Raw genomic sequence first — 16,034 nt, forward strand, 5'->3', positions numbered from 1 at the left:
GGGAAGACGGGGGAGGTCGGGCACGGTGCCCATCATCGGAACCCCGCAGGAGTTCCACGAGGAAGACCTCTTCGTAGACCTGCGGCAGTTGTACGGATGGCCGCTCTATCTGAAGTGCGAGGCCTTCAACTTCGCCGGCTCGGTGAAGCTCAAGGCAGCCGCCTCCATGATCGACGCGGCCGAACGCAGCGGGACGCTCGGACCGGACTCCGTTCTGGTGGAGTCCTCGTCGGGCAATCTGGGCCTGGCGCTGAGCATGATCGCCGCTGCCAAGGGATATCGCTTCATCTGCGTCGTGGACGCCCGCACGAACCTGACGACGCGCCAGGCCATCGAGTCGCTGGGCGGTGAGGTGCACGTCATCACCGAGGCCACCGGTGCGGGCGGGTTCCTGGGCGCCCGGCTGGACCACGTGCGGGCGCTGTGCTCCGAGGACGAGCGGGTGCTGTGGCTCAACCAGCACGCCAACGCCAACAACTGGATGGCGCACTACCGCACCACCGCTCCCGCCATCGAGAAACAGTTCCCCGCGCTGGAGCTGCTCTTCGTCGGCGCCGGCACCACCGGCACGCTGATGGGCTGTGCCCGCTACTTCAAGGACCGCCCCGGCTCACAGGTGACGATCGTCGGCGTCGACAGCGTCGGCTCGGTCACCTTCGGCGGGCCCCCGGGCGCTCGCATGATCCCCGGCCTGGGCGCCGGCGTACGGCCGGCGCTCTTCGACGAGTCCTACGTCGACGACATGGTGCTCGTGCCGGAGATCGACACCATCCGCACCTGCCACCAGCTGGCCCGCAGCGGGTTCCTCTTCGGCGGCTCGACCGGGACGGTCGTCAACGGCGCGGTGCGCTGGCTCGCCGAGCACCGGCCCGGGGAGAACGTCACCGCCGTGGCCATCTCTCCCGACCTCGGTGATCGCTACCTGGACACGATCTACCAGAGCAACTGGGTCCAGGACATCTACGGCCTCGACGAGTTCGGCCTGGGGACCGGGCCGACCCCCGCCACTTCTGGAGTGAATCAACGATGAGCGAGTCGTTCAGCCACGAACTGCCGCTCTCGCTCGCGCAGCGGGAGATGTGGTACGCCCAGCAGCTCGACCCCGGCAACCCGGTCTTCACCATGGCCGACCACCTGGACCTGCACGGCCCCCTCGACCCGGCCCGCTTCGCGGCGGCCTGGCACGGCCTGCTCGACGAGACCGAGGCCCTGCGCGCGGTGTTCACCGAGCGGGACGGCGAAGCCGTGCAGACGATCCGGGAGTTCACCCGGGAGGTCGGTGAGGGCGCCCTGCACCGGGCCGACCCCGCCGACCCCGCGGGCCCGCTCGCGCCCGGCGTCGCGGTGCGCGACCTGCGCGCCGAGGCCGACCCGGACGCCGTCTCGCGCCGGCTGATGGCGGAGGACCTGGCACTGCCGTCCTCGCTGGCGGACGGCGCCGTACGGTGGCAGCTGCACCGGATCGCCGACGGCCACCACCGCTTCTACCTGTCGGCCAACCACATCCTGCTGGACGGTTTCAGCCGCACCCCGTTCTACCGGCGGTTCGCGCAGCTGTACGCCGGCACGGACGGCGGGGAGGCCCTGCCGGCCCTGCGGATCCTCGTCGACGACGAGCAGGCCTATCTCGACTCCGCGAAGCACGAGCGGGACGCCCGGTTCTGGGCCGGTCGGTTCGCGGAGACCCCCGAGCCGACCCGGCTCTCCCCGCGGCGCCCCCTGCGGGCACGGCACACGCTGAGGTGGAATTCCCCCGTTCCCGCAGCGACCGTGACCCGGCTGGAGCGGGTCGCCTGGGAGAGCCGGGTCACCCTTCCCGCCGCGCTGGTCGCGGCCACCGCCTCCTACCTGGCTCGGGTGACCGGCGGCAGCCGGGTGCTGCTGACGCTGCCCGTGCCGGCCAGGACCACGCCGACGGCCCGCACCGTCCCCGGCATGCGCGCCAACTTCCTGCCGCTGCCGCTGGACGTCACGCCCGCGCTGACCCGCGACGGCCTGCTGGAACTCACCGCGGCCGAACTGCGCGGCACCCTGCGGCACCAGGGCTACCGCGGTGACCGGCTGCGCCGCGAGCTGGGTCTCGCCGGGGACGCGGAGCTGTCGTACGGTCCGACCGTCAACGTGCTGGAGTCGGGGGCCGATCTGGTCTTCGGCGAGTGCACCGGCCGGCTGCACAACCTGTCCACCGGGCCCGTGCCGGGACTCCAGCTCATCTACCTGGACGCGCCGGACGGCCGCTGGACGCTGCGGCTGGACGCCAACCCGGGCCTGTTCACGGACGGGGAACTCGCCGCGCACGGCGAGCGGCTGCTCGGCCACCTGGAGGGCTTCGCGCTCGCCCCGGCCGCGACTCCGCTGGGCCGCCTCGACGTCACGCTGCCCGCCGAGCGGCGGATCGTCCTGGAGGACTGGAACGCCACCGTGCGCACCGGCGGTTTCACCGACGTGGTGGAGCGGGTGCGCGAACTGGCCGCCGCCGCCCCGGACGCGATCGCCGTCGACGACGGCACCGCACGGCTGACGTACGCCGAACTCTGCGGGCGGGCCGATCAGGTGAGCCTGCGGCTGGCCGGGGCCGGGGTGGCCACCGGGTCGCTGGTGGCGCTGGTCGCCGATCCGGGGACGCAGTTCGTCGCCGCCGTGCTCGGGGTGCTCGCCACGGGCGCCGCCTGGATCCCGCTGGACGTGCACGCGCCCGTCGCCCGCGGCGCGGCCCTGCTCGCCGACAGCGGCGCGGACGCCCTGCTGTTCAGCCCCGCCCGCGAGGGGTACGCCCACCAGCTGCTCGCGGCCGGCGACCACTGGCCGAAGATCGTCGAGCTTCGGGAGGGAGGGTCCGGCGACGCTCCGACGCCTGTCCCACCGGCCGCGGGCACGGGCGACGACCTGGCCTATGTGATCTTCACGTCCGGATCCACCGGCCGCCCGAAGGGCGCCATGGTGCACCGGGCCGGCATGGTCAACCACCTGCTCGCCAAGGTGGAGGACCTCGGGCTGACGTCCACCGACGTCCTGGTGCACAACGCGCCCGTCACCTTCGACATCTCCGTGTGGCAGATGCTGGCCGCGCTCGTGGCCGGTGGCCGCACCCGGATCGTGCCGCGGTCGCTGGCCACCGACCCGCAGGGCCTGTTCGCGCTGGTCGACCAGGAGGACATCACCGTCCTGGAGGTCGTGCCCTCGCTGCTGCGGGCGGCCGTCGACGACTGGGACAGCGGCGCCGCCCGGCCGGGGCTGTCCTCCCTGCGCCACCTCGTCGTCACCGGCGAGGCCCTGCCCGCCGACCTGTGCCGCCGCTGGTTCGCACACTTCCCCGACGTGCCGCTGGTCAACGCCTACGGCCCGACCGAGGCCTCCGACGACGTCACCCACGCCTTCATCCGCTCCGAGGCCGACCTCGGCGACGTCCACACCCCGATCGGCTCCGCGATCCGCAACACCCGCCTGTACGTCCTCGGCGACGGCCTGCGCCCCGTGCCCGTGGGCGCGCCCGGCGAGCTGTACGTCGGCGGCGTCGGAGTGGGCCGCGGCTACCTGGACGATCCGCGCCGCACCTCGGCCGTGTTCGTCGCCGACCCGTTCGCACCGGTGCCGGGCGCCCGCATGTACCGCACCGGCGACCGGGTACGGCACCGCCCCGACGGCCGCCTGGAGTTCCTGGAGCGCGTCGACCACCAGGTCAAGATCCGCGGACACCGCATCGAACTCGGCGAGGTCGAGGCCGCGTTGCGCGGCGTCACCGGTGTCACCGACGCGGCCGTGGACGTCGCCGTGGACAGCGCCGGCACCACCCGGCTGGCCGCGTTCGTCACCGGCGGCGTCGACGTCGCCGAGGTGAAGGCCGAACTGGCCACCACCCTGCCCGACTACATGGTCCCGGCCGCGTTCGTGGTCCTGGACCGGCTGCCGCTCACCCCCAACGGCAAGGTCGACCGGAAGGCGCTGCCCGCGCCCGACCTCAGCGCCGGGCAGACGGGACGCCACCCCCGTACCCCGCGCGAGCAGGTGCTGTGCGCGGTGTTCGCGGAAGTCCTCGGCGTCGAAAAGGTCGGCATCGACGACGACTTCTTCGAATTCGGCGGTCACTCGCTGCTGGCGACCCGCGCGATCAGCCGGATCCGGGTGCTGCTCGGCGCCGAACTGCCCGTCCGGGTCCTCTTCGAGGCCCCCACGGTCGCCGCCCTCGCCGAACACCTCACCGAGGCGGGGACGGCACGCCCCGCGGTCACCGCCCAGGTCCGGCCCGCCGACCTGCCGTTGTCCTTCGCCCAGCAGCGCCTGTGGTTCCTGGACCGGCTCGACGCGGAGGCGGCCGTCGGCTACCACCTGCCGCGCGCGGTGCGGCTGACCGGCGCCCTCGACCACGAGGCGCTCGCCGCGGCCCTCGGGGACGTCGTCGGCCGCCACGAGTCGCTGCGCACGGTCTTCCCGGAGCGCGACGGCCGGGCCGTCCAGGTCGTCCTGTCCGCCGAAAACAGACCGTTCGACCTCCCCGTCACCGAGGTCGCCGCCACCGACCTCGACGCGGTGCTCGCCGAACGGGCCGTGCGCCCCTTCGACCTGGCTGCCGACCTGCCGCTGCGGGCCGAGCTGTTCACGCTGTCGGACCAGGACCAGGACCAGGACCAGGACCAGGACCACGACCAGGACCACGACCAGGACCAGCAGCGGACGCAGACGCGGGAGCACGTGCTGCTGGTGGTGCTGCACCACATCGCCGGCGACGGCTGGTCGGTGCTGCCGCTCGCCGAGGACCTGCGCACGGCGTACACGGCGCGCACCGCGGGCCACGCCCCCGGCTGGGCGCCTCTCGACGTGCAGTACGCCGACTACACGCTGTGGCAGCGGGAGTTGCTCGGCGACAGCGCCGACCCCGGCTCGCTCGCCGCCCGCCAGCTCGACTTCTGGCGCAACGAACTCGCCGGGATACCCGACGAGCTGGAGCTGCCGGCCGACTTCCCGCGCCCGGCGCTGCCCGGTCACCGCGGCGGCCAGATCGTCTTCCGGCTGGACCGGGAACTGCACGAGGCGGTCACCGCGCTCGCCCGCGCCACCGGCGCCAGCGTCTTCATGGTGCTCCAGGCCGCGCTCGCCGCCCTGCTGCGCAAGCTCGGCGCCGGCACCGACATCCCGCTCGGCACCCCCGTCGCGGGCCGCACCGACGCGATCCTGGAGCGACAGGTCGGGTTCTTCGTCAACACGCTCGTGCTGCGCACCGACGTCTCCGGCGACCCCACCTTCCGTGAGCTGATCGGCCGCGCCCGCACCACCGACCTGGCCGCCTACGCCCACCAGGACGTGCCCTTCGAATGGCTCGTCGAGGCCCTCAACCCGGAGCGTTCCCTGGCCCGCCAGCCCCTGTTCCAGGTGCTGCTCGCCCTCCAGAACAACGCGGCGACCGACCTCGCCCTGCCCGGCACCCGCGCCGAGACGACCGCCGTCCCCACCGGCACCTCCCGTTTCGACCTGGCCTTCGAACTCACCGAGGAACAGGACGGCAGGGGCCGCCCCGCCGGCATCGGCGGACTGCTGGAGTACAGCGCCGACCTGTTCACCCACGAAAGCGCCGAGTCGGTCGCCGCCCGCCTGGTGAGCTTCCTGCGCGCCCTCACCGAGCGGCCGGACACCGCGCTCAGCGGCTTCGACGCCCTGCTGCCCGCCGAGCGCGAGCGGCTGTTCGGCGAGTGGAACGGCTCCGCGGCCGCGGCACCCGAACCCTCGACGATCTCCCGCCTGTTCGCCGTCCGCGCCGCCACCGACCCGCACCGGCCCGCGCTCGCCCTGCCCGACGGCACCACCGTCTCCTACGGGGACCTCGCCGACCGGGCGCACCGGCTCGCGCACCTGCTCGTGGAGCGGGGCGTGCGCCCCGGCCAGGTCGTGGCGCTGATGGCGGACCGCTCCGCGCACACCGTCACCGCTGTCCTGGCGGTCCTGGCCGCCGGAGCCGCCTATCTGCCCATCGACCCGGCCTACCCGGACGAGCGGATCGCGTACGTCCTCGACGACGCCCGCCCGGCCGCGGTGCTGACCACGGCCGCCGTCGCCGACCGCGTCCCCGCGACGGCCCCCGAGCCGCTCGTGCTGGACGCCGACGCCACCCTCGCCGACCTCGCCGGCCGGTCCACCCGCGCCCCCGAGCACGGCCCGGTACCCGGCGACCCCGCGTACGTCATCTACACCTCGGGCTCCACCGGCCGCCCCAAGGGCGTGGTCGTCGGCCACGCCTCGGCGGCCGCCCTGACAGCGCAGGCCGCACGGTTCGGGGTGCGGGAGGGCACCCGGCTGCTCCAGTTCGCCTCGCTCAGCTTCGACGCGGCGGCCTGGGAGGTGCTCACGGCCCTGGTCACGGGCGCCGTCCTGGTCCTGGCCACGGATGACCAGCGCGCACCGGGCGACCCCCTGGCCGCCTGTCTCACCGACGCCGGCATCGACGTCGTCTGCCTGCCGCCGGCCGTGCTGGCGGCGTGGCCGGAGGACCGGCCGGTGCCGTCCGGGATCACCGTGATCACCGCGGGCGAGGCCTGCCCGCCCGCCCTGGTCGAGAAGTGGGCCGAGCACACCACCCTGCTCAACGCCTACGGGCCGACCGAGACGACGGTCTGCGCGACCGTCAGCGAACCGCTCGTGCCCGGCGGCAGGCCGCCCATCGGCACCCCTCTGGCCGGCACGGTCGTGCACGTCCTCGACGACGACCTGCGGCCCGTCCCGGCCGGTGTCACCGGCGAGCTGTACGTCGGCGGCGCCGGTCTCGCGCACGGCTACCTGGGCCGCCCGGACCTGACCGCCCAGCGGTTCGTCACGGACCCGTACGGCCCGTCCGGCGGCCGCATGTACCGCACCGGCGACCTGGTGCGCCGCCGCGCCGACGGCGCCCTCGACTACGTGGGCCGCGCCGACGACCAGGTCAAACTGCGGGGCTTCCGTATCGAACTGGCGGAGGTCGAGGCCGCTTTGGCGGCCCACCCGGAGGTGGACCGGGCCGCCGTCGTGGTCCGCGAGGACCGCCCCGGCGACAAGCGCCTCGTCGCCTACGTCGTCCCGGCGGCCGGCGCGACCACGCCCCCGGCGACCCTGCGCGGCCACGTGGCCGGGCGGCTGCCCGACTACATGGTCCCGGCCGCCGTGGTCACCCTGGACGGCCTGCCGCTGACCACCAACGGCAAGCTCGACCGGCGCGCCCTGCCCGCCCCCGACTACACCGACGCCACCCGCGGCCGGGCCCCGGTCACCGAGCGGGAACGGGCGCTGTGCGCGGTGTTCGGCGAGGTCCTCGGGCTCGACGAGGTCGGCGCGGACGCCGGGTTCTTCGACCTGGGCGGCGATTCCATCAGCTCCATCCAGCTGGTCGGCGGGGCCCGCGCGGCAGGTCTCCTGCTCACCGCGCAGGACGTCTTCCTGCACCGCACGCCCGCCGGGCTCGCCGCGGCGGCCCGCGCGGTGGAGGAGCAGGTCGTGCGGGGCACGGACGACGGCGTGGGCACCTTCGCCCCCACGCCGATCATGCGCTGGCTGCACGCCCTCGACGGCCCCTACGACGCCTTCCGCCAGGCGGTCGCCGTCCGCACCCCGGCCGGCGCCACCCGGGCGAGCCTCGCCGCCGCCCTCCAGACGGTGATCGACCACCACGACGCCCTGCGGATGAAGCTGCTCGACGAGGACGGCACCTGGACCCTCAAGGTGCGCGAACCGGGCGCGGTCAACGCGCCCTGGCTGCTCGGCCGGGAGAACGTGGCCCGGCTGGACGGCCCCGCCCTCGCCGAAGCCGTGCGGCGGGCCGCGCTGGACGACGCCGGACGCCTGGCCCCGCGCGAGGGCACGATGCTCCGCGCGACCTGGCTCGACGCGGGCGCGGACCGCCCCGGCCGACTCGTCCTCACCCTGCACCACCTGGTCTGCGACGGGGTCTCCTGGCGGATCCTGCTCGACGACCTCGGGCGTGCCCACCAGGCGGCCGTGACCGGCGCACCGGCGGAGCTGGAGCCGGTCGGCACCTCCGTACGGCACTGGGCCGCACTGCTCGACGAGGAGGCCGCCGGCGAACGGCGGGCCACCGAGGCCGGGTTGTGGCGGCGGACGCTGGCCGCTCCCGACCCGCTGCTCGCCGGGCGCGCCCTGGACCCGGCGCGGGACACCCACGCCACCGCCCGCACCCTGCGCAGCACCCTCGACCCCGGCGCCACCCGGGCGGTCCTCACCGAGGTGCCCGCCGCCTTCCACGCCGAGATCAACGACGTACTCGTCACCGCCTACGCGCTGGCCGTCGCCGACTGGCGGCGCCGCACCCGCGACGACGCGGGCGCGGTGCTGATCGAGATGGAGGGGCACGGCCGCGAGGAGATCGCCGACGGCATCGACCTCGGCCGGACGGTCGGCTGGTTCACCACCACCTACCCGCTGCGCGTCGACCTCGGCGAGCCGGACTGGGCGGAGGTGTGGGCCGGCGGGCCCTCGGCGGGACGCGTGCTCAAGCAGGTCAAGGAGCAGCTGAGGGCCGTGCCCGACCACGGCGTCGGCTTCGGCGTCCTGCGCCGGATCGCCGCCCTGCCCGGCCTGGAGGGCACTCCGCAGCTCGGCTTCAACTACCTGGGCCGGCTGCCCGCTCCGGGCGACGCGGACTGGGCGACCACCGAGGAGTCCCCGCTCATCGCGGCGGGCGCCGACCCCGGGCTCGCGCTGCCGCACGTGCTCGGCCTCAACGCCCTCACCGAGGACGGGCCGGACGGGCCGCGCCTGACGGCCGTATGGACCTGGCCGGGCGAACTGCTCGACGAGGCGGACGCCGCCGACGTCGCCGAGGGCTGGTTCCGGGCGCTGCGGGCGCTCGTCGCCCACGCCCAGAACCCCGACGCGGGCGGCCACACGCCCAGCGACGTGGACCTGATCGCCCTGAGCCAGGACGAACTGGACGCATTCGAGAACGAGATGGACGACTGGGGGGCCTCCCTGTGACACGAGGACGATCCAACCTGAGCGACGTCCTGCCGCTCACCCCGCTCCAGGAAGGCCTGCTCTTCCACGCGGTCTCCGGGCGGCGGGAGCTGGACGTCTACACCGTGCAGCTGGTCCTGGACCTGTCCGGGCCGCTGGACGGGGCGCGCCTGAAGGCCGCCGCCGAGCGGTTCCTCGACCGCCACCCGCACCTCAAGGCCGGGTTCCGCTACCGCGACAACGGAGACCCCGTCCAGCTCGTCCCGCGCACGATCGCCCTGCCCTGGCAGGAGGACCACGTCACCGGCGAGGACCTGATCGGGAAGCTGACCGAGGAGGACCGCCTGCGGCCCTTCGACATGGCCCGTCCGCCGCTGCTGCGGTTCCGCCTGATCCACACCGGCGAATCGTCGTACCGCTTGGTGCTGACCGCCCACCAGATCCTCTTCGACGGCTGGTCCATGCCGGTCATCATCAGCGAACTGTTCACCCTGTACGGCGACCTGTCGGCCCCGCTGCCGCCCGTCACCCCGTACAAGACCTACCTCGCCCATCTCGCCCGCCAGGACGGCACCGGCGCCGAGACGGCCTGGCGGGAGGCGCTGGACGGGCTCACCGAGGCCACCCTCGTCGCCCCCGGCGGCACGGACGGCTCCCGGCTGCCCGACCACCACGTCCTCGACCTCCCGGCGGGCTTCACCGCCGACCTGACCGCCTGGGCCAAGGAACGCGGCCTCACCCTCAACACCGTCGTGCAGGGCGCCTGGGCGGCGGTCCTGGGCACCCTCACCGGGCGCGCCGACATTGTCTTCGGCTCCACGGTCTCCGGCCGCCCGCCGGAGCTGCCCGGCGTCGAGTCGATGGTCGGCCTGTTCATCAACACCGTCCCCGTGCGGGTGACGCTCGATCCGTACGCGGCGTTCCCCGAGATCCTCGGCCGGCTCCAGGAGCGGCAGGCCGCGCTCCTGCCCCACCAGCACCTCGGCGCCGCCCGCATCCAGCGGACGGTGGGCCTGGGCGAGCTGTACGACACCGTGCTCGTCTTCGAGAACTACCCGCTCGACCCGGCCGCCCTGCGCGACCCGGTCCCCGGCCTCGCGGTCACCGGCCTGGAGGCCAAGGACGCCACGCACTACCCGCTGAGCCTGATGGCGATCCCCGGCGAGCGGCTGCGGCTGACGGTGTCCTACGACCCCGGCAGGTACACCGCGACCGAGGCCGCCGACGTCGTGGCCCGGCTGGAGCGGGTGCTGCGGTCGGCGGTCACCGCACCGGAGACGCCGTTCGGCCGGATCAGCACGCTGCTGCCCGGTGAGGAGGTGCTGGACCTGCCCGTGCCGTCCGGCCGGGACGCGTTCGCGGACGTCGTCGCACGGGTGCGCGAGCTGTGCGCGGTCCGGCCCGACGCCGAGGCCGTCGCCGACGACCACGGCAGCCTCACCTACGGCGGCCTGGCCGAACGGGCCGGCGGCATCGCCGCCCACCTCGCCGACGCCGGCATCGGCCCCGGCTCCCTGGTGGGCGTCCTCGCCGCGCCCGGACGCCACTTCGTCGCCGCCGTCCTCGGCACCCTCGCGGCGGGCGCCGCCTGGGTCCCCCTCGACGTGCACGCCCCGGTCGCCCGCAGCGCCTCCCTGGTCCGGGACGCCGGCGTACGGCACCTGCTGGTCGACGGCGAGTACGAAGGGGCGGCACACGAGGTGCTGGCCGCCGCCGGGGCGGACCTGCCCGTCACCCCCGTCGCCACCCTGCCGCCCGCCCCCCTCGCCACGGCTCCCGGCACACCCCTCGACCTGGCCTACGTCATCTTCACCTCCGGGTCCACCGGGCGGCCCAAGGGCGCCATGGTGCACCGCGACGGCATGGTGAACCACCTCCTCGCCAAGGTGCAGGACCTCGGCCTCGACGAGGACACCGTGCTGGTGCACAACGCCCCGGTGACCTTCGACATCTCCGTGTGGCAGATGCTGGCCGCCCTGGTGAGCGGGGGCCGGCTGCGGGTCGTGGCACGGTCCACGGCCGCCGACCCCCAGGCCCTGTTCGGCCTCGCGGACACCGAGGCGGTCACCGTCCTGGAAGTCGTCCCCTCACTGCTGCGGGCAGCGCTCGACGCCTGGGACGGGGGGGCCCGCCCGCCGGTCCTGGCCGCGCTGCGACAACTGGTCGTCACCGGCGAGGCCCTGCCCGCCGACCTGTGCCGCCGCTGGCTCGCCCGTTTCCCCGCCGTCCCCCTGGTCAACGCCTACGGCCCCACCGAGTGCTCCGACGACGTCACCCACGCTGTCATCGCCGACGCCGCCGGCCTCGGCGACGTACGGGCGCCCATCGGGCGGGCCGTGCGCGAGACCGGGCTGTACGTCCTCGACGACGCGCTGCGTCCGGTGCCCGCAGGGGTGCCGGGAGAGCTGTACGTCGGCGGGCGCGGGGTCGGGCGGGGCTACCTGGACGACGCCCGGCGCACCGGGTCCGTGTTCGTGGCCGATCCGTTCGCGGGGACGCCCGGCGCCCGCATGTACCGCACCGGTGACTGGGTGGTGCGGCACGCGGACGGACGGCTGGAGTTCCTGGAGCGGCGCGACCACCAGGTCAAGGTGCGCGGACACCGCGTCGAACTCGGCGAGATCGAGGCCGTCCTGCGCACCCTGCCCGGCGTCGCGGACGCCGTGGTCACCGTGTTCGGCGAGACCGGCACCGCCCGCCTCGCCGCCCATCTGGCCGGCAGCGCCGACCCCGCGCGCGTGAAGCGCGAACTGGCCGCGCTGCTCCCCGAGTACATGGTGCCGTCCGCGTTCGTCGTGCTGCCCTCGCTGCCGCTGACCTCGAACGGCAAGGTGGACCGCAAGGCCCTGCCCGCCCCCGGCCTCACCGGCGTCACCACCCGTGAGCCGCGCACCCCGCAGGAGGCCGCGCTCTGCCAGGCCTTCGCCGACGTCCTCGGCGTCGAACGGGTCGGCGCCGACGACGACTTCTTCGAGCTGGGCGGCCACTCCCTGCTCGCGACCCGCCTGATCAGCCGCGTCCGCGCGCTGCTCGGCGCCGAACTGCCCATGGCCCTGGTCTTCGAGGAGCCCACCCCGGCCCGCCTCGCCGCCGGTCTGCGCACGGCGGGGGCGGCCCGGCCCGCGCTCGCCCCCGCCGTACGGCCCGCCCGGCCGCCACTGTCGTACGCGCAGCGGCGGATGTGGGTGCTCAACCGGCTGGAGGGGACGGCCGGCGCGTACCACCTGCCGTGGACGCTGCGGCTCACCGGGCCGCTGGACCGGGAGGTCCTCCAGGCGGCCCTGAACGACGTGGTCGCCCGGCACGAGGCGCTGCGGACCGTCTTCCCGGAGGCCGACGGGGAGCCCTACCAGCGGGTGCTGGAGACGGCCGCCGTGCCGTTGGCCGCCGTCGGCGACCTTCAGGAGTTCGTCGCCCGCGCCTTCGACCTGGCCACCGAACTCCCGTTGCGGGCCGGCCTGTCGGCCGTCGGGGAGGAGGAGCACCTGTTGACCGTCGTCATCCACCACATCGCCGCCGACGGCTGGTCCAACGCCGTCCTCGCCCGCGACCTCGGTACCGCCTACCGGGCCCGCCTCGACGGCACGGACCCGCTGTTCGCCCCGTTGCCCGTGCAGTACCCGGACTACGCGCTGTGGCAGCGGGACCTGCTCGGCGACGAGGACGACCCGGGCAGCCTGGCGCACGAGCAACTGGGCTTTTGGCGCAAGGTGTTGGACGGTCTGCCGGACGAACTCCAACTGCCCGCCGACCGGCCCCGGCCCGCCGTCGCCTCCTACCGGGGCGGCACCGTCGGCTTCACCGTCCCCGCCGCGACCCACCGCCGGGCCGCCGCCCTCGCCACCCGCTCGGGCGCCAGCCTCTTCATGGTCCTCCAGGCCGCCCTGGCCGCCCTCTACGCCAAGCTGGGCGCCGGTCGGGACGTCCCCCTCGGCACCCCGGTCGCCGGTCGCACCGACGAGGCCCTGGACGACCTGGTCGGGTTCTTCGTCAACACCCTCGTCCTGCGCACCGACGTCTCCGGCGACCCCACCTTCACCGACCTCGTCGACCGCGTCCGTACGGCCGACCTCGCCGCGTACGCCCACCAGGACGTGCCGTTCGAGAAACTCGTCGAGGCCCTCGCCCCCACCCGCTCCCTGGCCCGTCACCCTCTCTTCCAGACCCTGCTCGCCCTGCACAACAACACCCGGCCGGACCTCACACTGCCGGGACTCCACGTCGAGTTCGGCGCGGCGGCCACCGGCGGCGCCCGTTTCGACCTCGCCTTCGACCTGGCCGAGGGACAGGACGCCACGGGCGCGCCCGCCGGGCTCGCCGGACGCCTGGAGTTCAGCGCCGACCTGTTCACCGAGGAGACCGCCCGAGGCCTCGCCGACCGGTTCGCCCACCTCCTGGACGCCCTGACCGGCGCCCCCGACCAGCCCCTCAGCAAGGTATCCGCCCTGCTGCCCGGCGAACGTCACACCCTCCTGGAGGACTTCAACCAGACCTCCGCCCACCGCTACGACGGACCGCCGCACCGGTGGTTCGAACAGCGGGCCGCCGCCCACCCCGAGCGCACCGCCCTCGTCTTCGAGGACCGCGCCCTCACCTACCGCGAGCTGGACGGACAGGCCGAGCACCTCGCCCGCGTCCTGCGCGCCCGCGGTGCCGGACCCGGCAGCCTGGTCGCCGTCGCCCTGCGCCGCTCGGCCGACCTGGTCGTGGCCGTCCTCGCCGTGCACAAGGCGGGCGCCGCCTACCTGCCGATCGACCCGGCCTACCCCGCCGAACGCATCGGGTACGTCATCGAGGACGCGGGACCGGTCCTGGCCCTCACCACCACCGACGTGGCCGGCGGCCTGCCCGCCCTGGACGCCGTACCGCGACTGCTCCTGGACGAACCCCTCCCGGACGCACCCCCGTTCACCGGGGACCCGGCACCCGCCGACGCCGCCTACACCATCTACACCTCCGGCTCCACCGGCCGCCCCAAGGGCGTGGTGATCCCCTTCGCCGCCTTCGCCGACTTCCTCGCCGACCTGCGCGCCCGCCTGGAACTGGGGGAGCGGGACCGGTTCGTCGCGGTCACCACCTTCGGCTTCGACATCGCCAACCTGGAACTGTTCGGACCGCTGATCTCCGGCGCCCGCCTGGTCCTCGCCGGACACGACACCGTCCGCGACCCCGAGGCCCTCGCCACCCTGCTGGCCGACTCCGGCGCCACCGTCATGCAGGCCACGCCCACCCTGTGGCACGCCCTGGTCACCGAGCACCCGCACGCCCTCGCCGGCCTGCACGCACTGACCGGCGGCGAGGCGATCAGCCCCGCCCTCGCGGCCCGGCTGGCCGCCACCACACGGAAGCTGACCAACCTGTACGGCCCGACGGAGACCACCATCTGGTCCACCGCCGCCGAACTCGACGGCACCGGGACCCCGGCCATCGGCCGCCCCCTCGGCGGCAACCGCACCTACGTCCTCGGCCCCGACCTGCAACCCGTTCCGACCGGCGCCACCGGCGAGCTGTACATCGGCGGTGCCGCCCTGGCCCGCGGCTACCACGGGCGCCCCGGTCTCACCGCCGAGCGCTTCGTCGCCGACCCGTTCGCGGACGAGTCCGGCGCCCGCGCGTACCGCACCGGCGACCTGGTACGGCAGCGGACCGACGGCACGATCGAGTACCTCGGCCGTGTCGACCACCAGGTCAAGGTGCGCGGATTCCGGATCGAACTGGGCGAGATCGAGGCCGCGTTGACCGACCATCCCGACGTCGAACAGTCGGCGGTGGTGGTGCGCGACGACCGGCTCACCGGATACGTGGTCACGGCGAGCGGTACCGAACCGGCCGACCTGCGCTCCCATGTGGCCCGCCGTCTGCCCGACTACATGGTCCCGGCCGGCGTGGTCGTCCTGGGCGCGCTCCCGCTCACCCCCAACGGCAAGGTCGACCGCGTACGGCTGCCCGCGCCCGCCGCACCGGCCCCGACGGGCGGCCGCGCCCCGGCCACCCCGCGGGAGGAACTGCTGTGCCGCCTGTTCGCCGAGATCCTCGGGGCAGGACAGGTGGGGGCCGACGACGACTTCTTCGCCCTCGGCGGCGACTCCATCCGCTCCATCCGGTTGGTGGGCCGGGCGAAGGCGGCCGGAGTCCGGTTCACACCGGCGGACGTGTTCGTGCACCGGACGGCCGCGGCGCTGGCCGCACTGGACTCGGTGGCTTCCGGCGGTTCCGACGCCTTCGGGGCCGACCCGCACGTGGAGGCCGGCCGGGACACCTCGGGGGACGCCGCCTTCGCGCCCGTCCTGCCGATCCGCCCGCACGGCAGCCGACCACCCCTGTTCTGCGTGCACGGCGGTGTCGGCCTCGGCTGGCCCTTCCTGTCCCTGGCCGCGCACCTGCCGGACACACCCGTGCACGCCTTCCAGGCCGCCGGGATCCAGGACGACGCCCCGCAGCCGGAATCCGTCACGGAAATGGCCGCGCAATACGTCGAAAGAATGGTGGAAATCCAGCCGGACGGCCCGTATTATGTTCTCGGCTGGTCGTTCGGCGGACTGGTCGCCCACGAAATGGTCTGCCAGCTCGTGGAGTCCGGTAGAGAGGTCGCCCTGTTGGCGAATCTCGACGGTTTCCCGGCGGCAACGGCCGAGACGGCGGGAAGACCGCCGTCGGGAACACCGTCGGACAATCCGGCGCACGAGGTCCCCGACGACGCCCTCCTGAGCGACGAACTGCGTACCAGGCTCGGTGCCGCGGGCGACGCGCTGGCGGAGCTGACCGAGGACCAGTACACCCGGCTCCTGCGGGTCATCAGGGCGCTCGACGCGCTCGCCGTCGCCCACCGTCCCCGCCTCCACCAGGGCGACCTGCACTTCTTCGCGGCGACGCGAGGAGACACGCGCGCCACCGACGAATCCGTCTGGGCCCCCCACACCGCCGGCCGGATCGTCCGCCACGAGGTGGACGCCGACCACGACGGAATGCTCGACGCCGCCCCGGCGGCGGCCGTGGCCCGCGTGCTGACCGACCTCATGGAATGACATCAGAATGAGCGAGATGTGAATTCCGGGAAATTCCATGAAATGCCCGCGCGGGGAGAGTGTGCCCGCTTCCGCGGA

3 protein-coding genes are annotated in these 16,034 nt (G+C 74.5%); all 3 read left to right on the forward strand.

Annotation, left to right across the window (positions count from 1 at the left end):
• Positions 1-25: 25 nt before the first annotated feature.
• Genes sbnA through ACZ5Y0_RS13035 form a run of 3 tightly spaced genes read left to right on the forward strand, consistent with a single transcriptional unit; the run spans position 26 to position 15,956 of the window.
• Complete coding sequence (gene sbnA, locus ACZ5Y0_RS13025; protein WP_469128706.1) at positions 26-1,030, forward strand: 2,3-diaminopropionate biosynthesis protein SbnA; 1,005 nt, start codon at positions 26-28, stop codon at positions 1,028-1,030.
• On the forward strand, positions 1,027-8,952 hold the full coding sequence (locus ACZ5Y0_RS13030) for an amino acid adenylation domain-containing protein (protein WP_469128707.1): 7,926 nt from the start codon (positions 1,027-1,029) through the stop codon (positions 8,950-8,952). Before sbnA ends, ACZ5Y0_RS13030 begins: the two co-directional genes overlap by 4 nt.
• Positions 8,949-15,956 (forward strand): amino acid adenylation domain-containing protein, encoded by a 7,008-nt coding sequence (locus ACZ5Y0_RS13035; protein ID WP_469128708.1) that lies wholly within the window; start codon positions 8,949-8,951, stop codon positions 15,954-15,956. Before ACZ5Y0_RS13030 ends, ACZ5Y0_RS13035 begins: the two co-directional genes overlap by 4 nt.
• Positions 15,957-16,034 lie beyond the last annotated feature (78 nt).

This window comes from Streptomyces sp. NPDC033216 (assembly GCF_055577115.1).

What these genes read in the sequence shown, in the direction of transcription:
- ACZ5Y0_RS13030 (WP_469128707.1), top strand. Translation starts at nt 1,027, where the DNA reads ATGAGCGAGTCGTTCAGCCACGAACTGCCGCTCTCGCTCGCGCAGCGG.